General features: G+C 65.3%; 7 protein-coding genes, 1 tRNA gene and 1 pseudogene. 3 read left to right on the top strand and 6 right to left on the bottom strand.

Annotated features, from left to right (window positions below):
• Nucleotides 1-292: 292 nt before the first annotated feature.
• Complete coding sequence (locus tag ACMCNK_RS22540) at nucleotides 293-655, bottom strand: hypothetical protein (protein ID WP_412738366.1); 363 nt, start codon at nucleotides 653-655, stop codon at nucleotides 293-295.
• Between the two features lie 529 nt (nucleotides 656-1,184).
• Here ACMCNK_RS22540 and ACMCNK_RS22535 point away from each other — a divergent pair.
• Nucleotides 1,185-1,712 carry a hypothetical protein gene (locus tag ACMCNK_RS22535; RefSeq protein WP_412738365.1) on the top strand — a complete coding sequence of 176 codons (528 nt, stop codon included), beginning with the start codon at nucleotides 1,185-1,187 and terminating at the stop codon, nucleotides 1,710-1,712.
• Between the two features lie 71 nt (nucleotides 1,713-1,783).
• Nucleotides 1,784-1,993, top strand: coding sequence for a hypothetical protein (locus tag ACMCNK_RS22530; RefSeq protein ID WP_412738364.1), 210 nt, complete (start codon nucleotides 1,784-1,786; stop codon nucleotides 1,991-1,993).
• Between the two features lie 830 nt (nucleotides 1,994-2,823).
• Here ACMCNK_RS22530 and ACMCNK_RS22525 read toward each other — a convergent pair.
• Both ACMCNK_RS22525 and ACMCNK_RS22520 read right to left on the bottom strand, forming a co-directional pair.
• Nucleotides 2,824-2,884: transfer RNA gene (locus ACMCNK_RS22525), tRNA-OTHER, on the bottom strand.
• Nucleotides 2,885-2,886: 2 nt separating this feature from the next.
• Nucleotides 2,887-3,447, bottom strand: coding sequence for a hypothetical protein (locus tag ACMCNK_RS22520; RefSeq protein WP_412738363.1), 561 nt, complete (start codon nucleotides 3,445-3,447; stop codon nucleotides 2,887-2,889).
• 182 nt (nucleotides 3,448-3,629) lie between these two features.
• On the opposite strand from ACMCNK_RS22520, the gene ACMCNK_RS22515 reads away from it, so the two are divergent.
• Nucleotides 3,630-3,863 carry a hypothetical protein gene (locus tag ACMCNK_RS22515; protein WP_412738362.1) on the top strand — a complete coding sequence of 78 codons (234 nt, stop codon included), beginning with the start codon at nucleotides 3,630-3,632 and terminating at the stop codon, nucleotides 3,861-3,863.
• A 1,239-nt stretch (nucleotides 3,864-5,102) separates the two neighbouring features.
• Here the strand turns inward: ACMCNK_RS22515 and ACMCNK_RS22510 are convergent.
• The 3 genes and pseudogenes from ACMCNK_RS22510 to ACMCNK_RS22500 form a co-directional block, all read right to left on the bottom strand.
• The gene (locus ACMCNK_RS22510; RefSeq protein WP_412738361.1) at nucleotides 5,103-5,651 is read right to left on the bottom strand and encodes a suppressor of fused domain protein; all 549 of its coding nucleotides are present in this window, start codon (nucleotides 5,649-5,651) and stop codon (nucleotides 5,103-5,105) included.
• On the bottom strand, nucleotides 5,652-6,773 hold the full coding sequence (locus ACMCNK_RS22505; protein ID WP_412740952.1) for a polymorphic toxin-type HINT domain-containing protein: 1,122 nt from the start codon (nucleotides 6,771-6,773) through the stop codon (nucleotides 5,652-5,654).
• Nucleotides 6,774-6,959: 186 nt separating this feature from the next.
• A pseudogene (locus ACMCNK_RS22500) lies at nucleotides 6,960-12,667 on the bottom strand (RHS repeat-associated core domain-containing protein); the annotation flags it as partial.
• Nucleotides 12,668-12,732 lie beyond the last annotated feature (65 nt).

Here is a 12,732-nt window from a genome sequence, read left to right as displayed (position 1 = left end):
AGCTCGCCGCGTGCGCGCATGATGAGTGCATGGACCCGGATTCCTTGGTCTTTGAGGTGGGTGACCAGATCACCGGCTGGGGCCGCTTGCTTGCCGACGGCGAGGGTCAATGGCTCGACCTTGCCCGCTTCATGTCCCTAGAGCTGTTTGATCCGCCTCGCCCGCGGCCTCGGTCCCGCAATTCAATTCGGCTCATTGATGCGGACCTCGAGGCTGTCCCGGCAGAGTTCGGACTTAACCACATCGTGCCTGGCTGCGTGACAGTGACCGGAATTTGGCTCGGCGACGCTATTCAGGTGCAGTCGCAGTCGCTGACCTTGCCTTCACCCGTGGCCGCGTCGGAATGCATGAACCCCGTGCCGGATTGGACCAACCCGCCGTGTCCGGCACCGCCCGGTGGTTGGCCACGCGGTGAGGTGGATGAAACCTCGATTTCGACTTGGACGGTCTGGACAACATCGCGGTCAGCATCGTTATCTTCCGGCCCAGTCGCGACCAGGCCGTCCTCGTCGTCGCGGCCACCGATGTCGACGCCGCAACGGCCGTCTTGCGGGCGCAACTCCCCAACCGCTTCTGTGTTCTGCCGTCGCGGTGGACCCGGGAGGAACTGGACACGGTGCAGGCTCACCTCGATGCTCATGACGATGACTGGCACCTCGACACCTGGGGCCCGGCAGTGGACTCCGACGGCCAGCCCCTATATCGAGGTTAGGCTTGTCAAAGTGACGGCCGAGATAGCCTCTTGGACAGCCAGTCTCCCCGAAGGTCTCCTGTGCCTGATGCCTGCGCTAACGCCGGCCGGTCCGCTCCAGTCGATCAACTAAGCCCGTGTTTGTCTTGCCGGGGTTGTCACGGATCATATGACCCAAATCCGTAACGTCAAGTGGAGCCTGACATTCGACCCGAGACCCGAGACTGCGCCGAGTGATGGTGGCCCGTCTCGGCGGAGGACGGAAGCTTTGACGAGGCTTTCGATGTTCATGGCGCACACGAGGCCTCTGTGGCTGGCGGTATGCCCGCTGGCCATTCGGCAGCGGATTCCGGCTTATCGGCTGACTGCCGATCCATTTCGGTATTCGTATCATGCCGCACGACGAGCGTCGAACCGTTCGAGGTAGCCGGTCTTCTTCCGTTCGTTGGTCGTTGACATGCGGGAACGTCGATTAGCCGGAGGGTGAAATCCTGTGGTGGGTGACTGTCCGGGTGATCTGAAGCAGCCGCCGTCTGAACGATCTGCCCGGGCGCTCGGAGCGAGGCTGCGCCGCGCCGCGCCGCGCATCATCACCATCGTTGTGCTAGCCGTTGCGGGCAGCGCTGCCGAAGGCATGACAACAGGCGCGGTCGCTTCCACGTTGCATTGGGTCAGCTTCCCGCTGGTGATGCTCGCTGCCTCCGGCTCCAAGCAGTGGTGGCGCTACGTAATGGACGGCAGGCCGGCTTCGTGGCGGGTAGAGCAAGGGGGCACTACCGCATTGTTCGTCACCGACCCGGGCCGGGACCTCGTGCAGGTTGCTGGGCTCTTGAGGAAGCACGGCGGCCTGAACTTTGGCGAAGCCCTCAATCGGGCGCAGAATCCCTCTCGGCCAGTGTGGGATGACCTGGCGAGCGAAAGCGCCGAACGGATCAGCCTTCTGCTCACCAACGCGGGGGCGACCGTGGATGTGAGGCCGAGGTCCAGACCTTCATGGGCCCGCGACGTTACCGGCCAATGAGCCGCGAGGACTCCCGACCCGACCCTCTCTGGGACCGGTTCGCCGTCATGAGCCGTCGGGACCTTTTGTGGATGTGGCTCGTCTACTCAGTTCTGCTCAGCCCCGTGCTGGTGGCCCTCTACACCGCAGGGCAGTGGCTGCGGCCCGGCGTCGGGACCAACTGGAGCGCCGGGCTGATTCAAGGCGTGCTGGGACCGCCAGTGTGCCTCGCAGTGCTGCGCCTGTTGGGGCACTGGAATCGCCGCAGGCGGAGGACCGACGAGGATGATGGTGCGTCCTGACCCGTGACGAAATGGGCCTGCGGCCGGCATCGGCCGGTGCGGGGGCCGCACCAATGCTCGAACGAGCCGCTCGTGGATCCAAAGTTACGGGCTTCAGCCCTGACCTTCTGCGTCGGACTGGCCATCGCCGGACGACGGTTCTGGCGGCAGCCTGCCAGGCCGCCCATCACCGTGCAGCTGCGGCATGTACGGGCCATAACGCTTCCAGACGGCGGTCACCACCGCCCAGTACGGCAGCGCCACGATCCCGATGAGCCCCCTCTTGGGTACCCACCCATCGCTCCATCCCCGGAGGCGCGCAAACCATACGACGGCGGCGGTGAGCGCTAGGTAGGCAGCGGCGGTCGTCGTGCGCCACAGAATCCGGCGACCGCGCTCCTCCGGCGGGTAGGTCCAAGCGTGTCTGGCTCGTCGACGCGTGCGACCGGACATCCTGACCTCCCACCTCCGTACCGGCGTAGCGGCAAATGAGGCGCGCCCTGGCCGCAGTACCTTCGTTGAGGCGCTGCCGTCGACATCATCGGCGCGGTGCAGATCAGTTTGAGCACCCCGTCGGGGCCGTGCCGATCGCCAGCGGGGGCTGAGGCCCGTCGAGGGCGGGGCGATCGGCCGCGCCAGCGAGCTGCTTGCCCCCGGATACCCGTGGTCGCCTTGGCGTTCCGATCGAGCTTGAGGACCAGGCCGTGGCCATCCCCAGTGGATGGCAGCAGTGCGGCGCCAGCCGTGCGATCTGCGTGCGACTAAGGGCAGTGATCATGGGTGATCGGCGGTGAGCAACGGTCACCCGGGGGGTGCGACCACCGCCACAACGACGAAGCCCGGTTGGGCGCTGGTGGCCAGGGGCGGGGTCGAACCGCCGACCTTCCGATTTTCAGACAGACTGCCGAGCACGTTCAGCAGCAGGGGGCCTGGCGCAACCGGTGCTGCAGCGCGGGCTCCAGCTCGACGCCATAGGTGTTGTCGAAAATCAGTTGCTGCACATGTGGCGGGAAGATGCGCCGGACATCCGGCTCCCACAAGCTCCCGTCACCCGGTCCAACAACCTTGACCGGATCCGTCAGACGCACGGCGAGCGGCATCGAAGAACCGGAATCAGGCTCCCCATTCCCGTGCGCCGTGCTGCACAGCGCCCACACGTACGCCGTCCTCACCTGCGCTGCGGCCGACACGACCGCCGGATCGGTGCCAAGGATGCGAACCGCACAGAACAGCCGACCAGTGGCCGCCAGCGGCGCGTCCGGATCCTCGAAGCCCTCCAGGGCACGAACCACCCGGGCGTCCAGTTCACCACGTACGTCGGCGACGAGCTCGTCGTCGCCGGGACGCCATGGCCTGAGCCATGCCACGCAAGCGACGGCCGCCAACATCAGCACCGTGGCACCAGCGATCCACGCCCTACTGATCTTGCCGGCGGGCACCAGATCGGTCGTGGTGGCGGGCCGTCGTCTGATCACCGCGCGAGCCTAGAACCGGCGGGCCATCCACGGGCCAGGGGCCAAGTCCTCGTACGGTCACGAACGGGCACCAGTGGGCGCCACCCTGGACCCATGAGCTGCCCTTTTGGCCATACCAGGCTCCGCCGGACGATCTTCCAAACCGGTTGTCCGTTCCGCGTCGACGAGCCAAACTCCACCGCATGATCCGCGTCGTCCCTGCCGAACAACTACGGGTCGGAGACATCGTGCATCTGCACACCGACACGAGCATCGTGCGCGTCCAGCTAACGACGATCACTCGTCGGACCAAAGGCTTCAAGTGCACCGGGTACCGGGCCGATGATCGTGACCGGGTCAGCCCATGGTCATTTGGCGTGCTGTTTGAGCAACCCGTGGAGATCGACGAACCGACCACCTCTGAGCCGTCACACTGAACGTCACAGACCTCGTGCCCAACGCGCCGTATGACTATTGGAACCCGTACGCCGACACCTGCGGTCAGTGCGTATCGGATCGCCCGGGTGAGCCACCGGGCAACTGGGGTACCCGTGGCTCTGGACGGTCCCGTCAGCGTCCGTCCACTGCTGCGCGGCAACGTAATACTCGCGCGTGCCGTTGTCTCGGCCGCCAACCTCGACCACATTCCTGCGGGTCTCCTCGTTCGACCAGATCACCGTGCCCGAAAGCAGCTCCGGCCTTGCGGTGTGCTCGTCGCGCGCCAACCACACCAGGACGAAAGCTGCCCCGATCCCCACCCCGACGAGCACCGGCCGCAGCCGACGAGGGATGCGCTCCACAAGCACGCGCATGGACCTTAACGGCGACATGAGCGCACGGTAACCGAACCGCACGAACAATCGGCCGCAGCCGCGACGCTCACCCGGCCGCCTCCTACGCCGCCCTGAGCCACTTGCGCGTGGTGTGCTTCCGTCTCCCTCGACGACTCCAGAGATTGGGACACCAGACCCCCGGTCAGGTGTCCTTGACAAGAAGGTCCTTCGCTCCAGCAGACGCTGTGCACGTCAAAGGTGCGAGGGGACCCAGTCGAAAATAGACTACAGCCGACTGGGGTGAGGACGGCCTGGTAGCCGAGTTGCTGGAGTTGGTGGACGAGGCGGCTGGCCTGCTTCGCAGGGTCGACGCGATTACGGAAGTGGTCGGGGCCGAGGTCTTGGTAGTCGATGTCGTTGCTGAGCATGTGCCAGATGGCGATGAGGATGCTGTGTGGACCCTCGCCCCGGCGCATTCCAAGATCTGCGCATTCGACGATCGGGTGTCCGAGGATGCCGACGACCTGCCAGACGTCACGATGCCACTCAGCATCACAAACACCACGGTTCAAGCTCGCCCTGGTCGTCGTGACAACTCGGCGGCCTGGTCGCCCTGGGGCTGCCCGCGTTGGGCGTGCCGCTGCCGTCGGTCGCGGGATCCTGCCCGGCGTCGGGGTGACGAAATCGGAAGATCAGGGAACCCATTCTCATCGAACGGCACTCCGGTCCTCGGATGGACGTCTCCTGCGAGCGCGCCATTGCGCACTTTCGGGACACCACCATCAGCGCATTGGCAGGGCTCTCGGGTGACCAGAGACGTCGCCACCGCAATTGTCGCCGGGCTTCAGCGCCTCGATCCGCTTGTCGTGACGCAAGTCCAGCAAGAACCCTGCTCTCAGCGCCCTATCCGATTGGACGCCGGCCAAGGCTTAAGAGATCCGGGTCCACATCTTCCAGCAGCGTTTCGAAATATTCCGACCCGCGCTGCGCGATTATTTTGACCTCACTAGCATAGATAGGGATAAGCCACCTCAGTCGGATCCGGCAGCCGTCATCTGTGTCAAAAGCTGCAAACCCATCATCGAAATACGTCGGCTGGCAAACGTACAATGCCTCCATCTTGGTTCCCTCAGTTAAGGGCCCAGCAGGTCCAATTACGTCACCGTAAAGAAGGGGCTCCCTACCCTCGGCGAGCTGACGCACAATAAGTTCCACGACCTGGCGTAGCCCGACCGTGAACTCACCCGACCATGCCGACATCACCAATTCCTCGTGGAGGCGATGATTGGGCAGCTCACTTAAACCGGCAGTTACCAGCGTAGTAGCCCCATCGCAGGGTTGATTCTTAAAATAGCCGAATTCAACCACGCGGCCGTGAGCTTCGAGTCCTATTCGGTCCATCTGGGCCTGAGTTCCTAAATGCGCCTGCAAATGGTCCCGTAGTGCACTCATCTAACGCCCTTCTAGGCTGTGATTCTGGTTGCATATTGGGCACGTGGCGCGAACGTCCTCCTGATAGATATCAATTACGTCTGCACGAGAAATATCGGACGGCATTTGCCTCTTCCGCTCCGCCCATGTCCCATTGTAGTGGTCAAGATCGAAGTCACGACGCATGCGCCCACCATACTCGATTTTTCCGCGCCCAATCTCTGTACCACAGCCGGGACAGGCTGGGCCACCATCGGCAGCACGGGGAGCAGCCTCCAAGGCATCCCTCTCCGTACCCTTTCGGAAAGACGGTCTCCGCGCAGCTGCGGCGGGGATGTCGCAAGACTCACTAACGTTGTGGACCAGTACCGGAGTGTTACCTGCGAGCACATAGTACGTGTGGACGTCGGCGATGGTGAGGTTGTGCATTGCGCGCCGGCCGGGGAAGTGGCGGACTGCGCGAACGGTAGCCCGGGTGCGCCGGGTCGCGGTGTGCAGCGTTTCGCCTGGGCGTAGGTCGCCGGCGTTGACCCACGTGTGCCGCTTCGGACTCCAGAAGGGATGGTGCTCGGTGGTGTGGAGGACGGTGGAGCGCCCGTGACGGGTTTTGATGGTCAGGTCGACCAGCTCGGTGTCGATGTTGATGTGAAGCTGGGTGACTTTCCGAGCGCTGGTCTTGTGGCTTTGGGGATCGGTGGCGCGTACGTGGTCGCCGGTACGGATCTCGGAGATCCGTTTGGTTGTTCCGTTGGCCATCAGGACGCGTGTGTCGGGGGAGAAGCTGTTCGCGCCAATGCAGGCGAGCTTCGCTCCGTTGGCGATGTCGTCCAGGTCGTCGAAGGCTCGCATGGAGATGCGGTTGCTCGCGAGGAGTCGGCCAGCTAGGCCGTTGCCTGCGTTGTCGTCGTTCTCGACGGCACTACCGAGGTTGGATCTGTATGCGAGGCAGCCACCAGTGCAGCCGGTTGCCCTGAGGCTGATTGCCATGTTGGTGTCATGGACGGCCTTTGCATACACGTTGGTGCATTGGGTATGCATTTGTTGGCACGCCATGTCCATGGCTCTGACGAGCAGGGTGTCGGCACCTAGTCGGTTCCCGCCTGGACTGCCGGCCCAGTATTTGTATGCCCGGTTGACTTGCAACCAGTATGCGTATTTATCCGGTGCTTGATCGTCGGTAACCGTTACGCCAGCAAATTTGGCGCTACCCTTGCCGATCTCGGTATAGCTGACGGGATTGTGTTGAATGGGGCGCGGCTCCGGGGTGGGCCTGCCACCGCATTTGCCACCGTTGCCGGTGGTGCAGCCGGGACGGTCTCCGTCGATGCGCAGACCGGTTGGGTCGCTGTGGCTGACCGGGCTGTTGTTGGCGTAGGCGTAGCCGTTCCATTGCTCGGGGTCCGCAAGGTCCATGAGGGGGTCGACTGAGATGAACCTGCCGAGGCTTTGGTCGTACTGCCGTGCGCCGATGTTGACGAGGTTGGTGGGGTCGTTGTCGCCGCCGACGAAGCCCTTGTTATTGACCCAGGCCGGGTTGGTGCCGCGGGGCGCGCCGTAGGGGGTCTGCCGGCGGATGTCGACCTTTTGGGTGTCGGCGTTGACGGCGATCTGTTGGGTGCCTTGGTGGTCGCTGTAGAGCCAGGTGAGGTCACTCAGTCTGGAGGAGTTCTTGCGGGAGGCGACGGTTGTGCCGGCGAGGCTGTAGTAGCGGGTGCCGGTGGTGGCGCCGCTTTCCCGGCGGATTTCCTCTCCGGGTAGGTAGAGGGTGGTGCCGGTGGCGTCTCGGCGGATGAGCCGGTTGCCGGCGGCGTCGTAAACGTTGGTCTCGGCATCCCCGCTGGTGGTGATTGTGGCCAGTTCACCTTCGGTGTCCCAGGCCAGCGTTTGGCTGCCGGTGTTGGTGTCGCAGCTGTTGCCGGTGTGGTCGTCGGCCGGGCGGCAGGTGGTGTTGCCGGCCGCGTCGTAGCGGTACTGCGAGGTGACCGCGCTCTGGTCCGGACCGGTCGTGGTCATCGCGGTAACCGCGTGGGGACGCGCGACGCCTCGGCCGCCGTCCGGGACGGTGTAGCTGCGGTTGGTGTCTCCGCCGGTGGTGTGGCTGGTTTCGGTGAGGCGGGAGCCGGTGCTGTTGAACGTCCAGTCCTGCCAGTACGGAGCCGGGCCGCCCAGGTTCGCGACCGTCGGGCTGGTCGCGCAGGGCGCGTCGGTCTTCGGGGTCCAGGCGCTGGTCAACCGGTCGAGGGTGTCGTAGCGGAAGCATTGCGTGTCGCTGTCACCGGTCTGGGGTTTCTCCTGGATGGAGAGGATGTTCCCGGCGGGGTCGTAGTCGTAGTTGCGGTCCGAAATGGTCCCGTTGGCAGTTTCCCGCAGGATGGTGGTGCGGGTGATCCGGCGGGTGGTCGGGTCGCGGTAGACGAGGTCTTGGGTGTAGTGGCCGTCGGCCATCATCTTGTAGGTGGAGCTGGACCGTTCGCCGTAGGCGGTGTAGACGGCGACCGCCATGGTGTCGTCCAACTTCTCCAGGTTAGTGCCCAGGCGGGTGGGCATGCCGGTCACGGCGTCGTAGCCGGTGGTGACTTCTTCGGTGTCCAGGCCGTTGGCCGCCGGATATGTGATCGAGGTGGGTGCCCCGTTGGGATCCGCAAAGCCGTAGGCGTAAACGTAGGTACCGCCCACGCCGGTTTCGGTGTCCGGGATGACGTAGTTGACGCCGGTAGGCTGGTAGCGCTCGTTGAACTTGCGGACCTGCCATTTGTAGATGTTGGCGGATCCGGCAGGTTCGTAGCGCAGCGTCTGGGTCAGCTGGCCCTTGAAGTTGGCTTGGCTGCTGCCGTAGAGCGCGTCATACTTCCACGCCACCCGCAGCGCACCTGTCTGCGAATCGTCGCGGAGTTCCTTTTGGCGGCCGAGCTGGTCATAACCGTGCCACAGCGTCTTGCCACGGGCGTCGGTCGTCGTGACCAGATCGTCAGCGTCGTTGTAAGTGCTTGAAACAGAGCCCTTGTCCGGGTCGGTACTTTGCGAAAGCCGGCCCTTCGCATCGTAGGTGCTGGTCCACTCATTTCCCGCCACGTCGACGGACCTGACGAACTGGCCCTTGCGGTTGAACTGATACGTCGTCTCTTGGAATGATCCGTCCACGCCGGCCGGGGTGGTGTGCTGGCGCAGCCCCACCACCCGACCCTCGATGTCGGTCACCGTACTGGTAGGCGTGCCGCCGGCCGGCGGAGTGACCTTGGTGAGGTCACCCTCGTACGCGGTGACCGTCCGCCATTTCTCGACCAGGTTGGTAACCCCGTCACCGGCCAGGAAGATCGTGTTAGTGGGACGTGATGCCCGGTCGTACAGGGTCCGGGTGATGGCGGGAACCGACCATTCGGGCTCGGCCCACAGTTTGCCTTCCGGCTGTCCGGGCTCGGCATGTGCTCTGTAGGTGGTGGCGGCCCGGCCGACTGCGTCGTAGATCGTGTCGGTCACGACCCGGTCACCGCTGCCGTCGAGCGTGATCGATTGGGTCTGCCTCGGCCGCAGAAGGGCATCCGCGATCTGATAGGTGGCGATGTAGTTGCCGCCCGCGTTCAGAGTCCGGGCGCGATGACATACGGGTATGCGTCACGTTGTGCGGCGTAACTGTAGGTGTACTGCGCCGACGGCCTGGTGGGGTTGGCGGCTTTGGGCCAGCCGAGCTGCCACACCTTCGATACCCGGCCCAGCGCGTCGTACTCGACATCACCGGTGATCTTGCCGTTCTGGTCCACCGTGGTGGTCGGTGACCCCCAGTATGGGTTCGTCGCCGCGTTGCTCGTCCAGCGCAGGGCGTTCTCGGTGGTCACCTTGGTCAGCGGTCCGCCGACAGCCGGGGTGTAGGTGGTCTTGGTGACATTGCGTCGGATGTCGGTGGCCGTCTGCACCCGGCCGGCGGTGTCGTAGGTGGCTTCCGCGACGGTCTGCCACTGCGTCCCGCCGTCCGCGGTCCAGTCCTTGAGCTGCTGCGACAACGTTACCGCCCCGAACACCGGCGGCTTCGGGTCGGCGTCGGTGGCACCGTCGTAGAACACCCGGGCATCGGAGATCACATCGTCGGCGCTCTTGGCGCTGCTACCGCACGGCAGGGCGGTGGATGTGGTCTGCTGAACGGTGCCGGTGAGGTTCTTGTCCAGGTTCCGGTTGTACGTATAGGTTACGCATTTCTCGTCGCCGGATTTGGCGACGTCGCCGTCGTCTTGGGTCCAGTTGACCGTGCCGTAGCTGTTGTCGAAACCCGAATGGACGCCCGAAGTGCGCCAGCCCCGGCTGCCGTCAACCCCGAGCGCCGTAGCGGCATATGTGGCCTGCGTGTTGATGAAGCGAGCCTCGACCAGGTCACCGTTGATCGTGCGGCTGGCGGTCGGCGGGGAACGCCACGGCACGTTGACCGTCTTGGACACGGGCTTGGATTCGACGCCGTTGTAGACGACTTGTTCACGGACCTGGCCGGCGAACTGGTCCTCGTCGTAAACGGTCTCCGACCCGAGGGAGGCGGGCACGGTCACGGTGCGGGTGCCCCCGGACGGCGCCGTCCGGTCGCCGTGCATGCCGCGCAGGAACGTCGTGACGGTCAGGGTGCGGGTGTCCGGCTCGTCACCAACCCGGGTCTTGACCTGGGAGTAGCCGCGCCATTGTCCCCAGGTTTTGCGGTCTGGCCGGGTCAGGCTGTCATTGTCGTCGTAATGCCAGGCTGGGTCGCCGACGTACTCGTAGCGGGTGTGCTTCGATGGGGCGGGCTGGCCGCCGGAGATCTGCAGATCGTCCTCGGCGACATGCTCGACCACATACTTGTTCCACCACTCGGTGAGCAGCCGCTCCCCGTTCGGATCGTTCGGATCGAGCACCCGCACCGGATAGCAGCGCCGGGTGTCGGCCTCCGGGGCCAGCTTGTCCACGATCGCGGCCGTGCACTCGGGTGCGGAGTAGTCCACCTTGATCCGGGCGCCGGTCTCGGTGACGATACTGGAGATCCGCAGCCAATTGTTGGACGTGCCGTTCTCCGTCAGCACCCGATTCGGCAGCGACACCGCTTCGAACGTCACCGGCGGCAGATTGACGGTGTCCCCGACCAGGCCTGCGTGGTCGATGCGGTCGAGCCACAGGCCGGTGTGGGTGGAGTCGGCGGTCGCGGAGAACGTGTGCGACAGGGTCCACGACTCGACGTCCTGCCATGCGGGTGTGGCCTTGGTGGTGTCCCACACCCGCGTGGTGATCTTCTTCAGGCGTTTCGTGGTCCAGAACGTGGGCTGATACTGGCGCGGACACGAGGTCGCCGACGCGTCACAGCTCTGGTCCCACGGGGTGTCCTTCCAGTTCGCCTTCACCGGATCCGCTTCGGTGCCGCAGTCGGTGAAGCAACGCATGTCCGTCTCGAACAACACCTGCGCGTACGGGTTGGTGCTGCGCTCGCTCACCCCATGGACCGCACTGGTGCGGTCGTAGGTGCCGTAGTCGATGCGCTTCAGGTAGCTCGCGCGGTCGTAGCTGACGGTGTCGGAGTCGGTGGCGTTGCGGGCGTACTTGTTGGTCTCCTTGCCGTACCAGTACGACATCGTGTTGCCGTGCACGTCGACGACGTAGTCGAGGTTCCACCGCCACGCCTGTCGACAAGCGGAACCGGTGAACGTGTTTGCGTGGCAGGGCTCGCCCGGGTGGTTGCCGAACACCGGCACGGTCAGCGTCGAGTTCGTCTGCTCCGACTCGCCGGGCAGATCGTCGCGGCCGAAGAAGAACTGCGTGCCATCGGTCGCGGTGACCTTCCAATACTCCCCCACATCCCCGTAGCCGGAGTCGCCTCCGTCTCCGTTGCCGGCACCGGTCAGCTTCTCGATCTTCGAGCCGTCCTCGTCCCGGGAGTGCCAGCCCTTACCGTTCTGGAAGACCAGCTCGCCGCCGTGGCCGCCCAGCACCATGGTCGCGTTGTCCGACCGCCAGCACAGGTCACCGCTCTGCCGGGTGCTGTTCGCCCCGTTCTTCGAATCCTCCGCACACGGGACGTAACGGCGCTCGATGTAACCGGGCGCATAGTCGAACCCCTCACCGATCCAGGACGGCTGATTGTTCGTCACCTCCGAACGGCCATCCACCGACGCCGACGAATACCCCAAACTGATGCTTGGGGTCGGGCCGGTCGCGGGCGGCACCCGCATCGGATAGCTCCAGGTGAAGTCGCCCGCGTTACCCCCGGACGACCAGGTTGCCGATGAGGCCAGAGGTGTGGCGCTGGCATCGCCGTCCTTGCCTGAGGGTGCGGCGGCCAGTGCAACGAACGACCCGGTCGCCGCCGTGCGCGCGGCCGGCTGCGCCGCAGCAGCAGCCGCCGGTGCCGCGGGTCGTCCTGTGGCCGGCGCTGCCGCAGGTGCCGCGGCGGGTGTGCCAGGGTCGACGCGGACCGTTGCCGAGGCCACTCCCGTCGCAGGGTCCAGGGTGGTGGGCAACGGTACCGACCGGCAGGATGGCGCATTCGGGGTGGTCAGCGCACAGCGCGGCACCTGCCACAGCCGCAGCCGTGACGCCCAGGACCCGCCCGCCGCGGTGCGGATGGCGTTGTAGTCCACCGACAGCTTCGCCGGGCCGGTCGCGCTGCCCGACGGGGCGGTCACCGTCATGACCAGGCCATCGCGCCAGGCGCGAGGGACCGTGTTGTGGTCGAGCACCTGCACGTCAACAGCCGAGAGTCGCCCGCTGTCCGGGCCGGTTGCCCGGTCCACCCACACGGGCAGGTCACCGGCCTTCACCCCCCGTGGTACGGCAGTCGCGCGCAGAGCCGTCGCTGGTGCAGTCGTTGCCGAAAGTGAGACTCTTGCGGTCGCCGGTTTGGGCCACACCGGCGCGGGCATCGCCGCGTCCCGGATCCGGTGCTGCGACCAGGCCCGACCGGACACCGGACCGCCGTCGTGGTCCAGCTTCTCCACCGGTGGCCGCACGGGTTGCGGCCCCGCCACAGCCTCGCCCGGCGAGGGAACGAATTGCACCAGCGAGGCGACCAGGGCCACCACCAGTGACGCAATCAACGGCCGACGCCCCTTCCCCGCCAACCGACGTGTCAGGTGCACGCGTTGCGCAGCGACGGACC

It is taken from the genome of Krasilnikovia sp. MM14-A1259 (genome assembly GCF_047159535.1).
GTDB lineage: Bacteria > Actinomycetota > Actinomycetes > Mycobacteriales > Micromonosporaceae > Actinoplanes.
The sequence above is the reverse complement of the archived record's forward strand: the minus strand, read 5'-3'. Positions and strand labels throughout refer to the sequence as shown.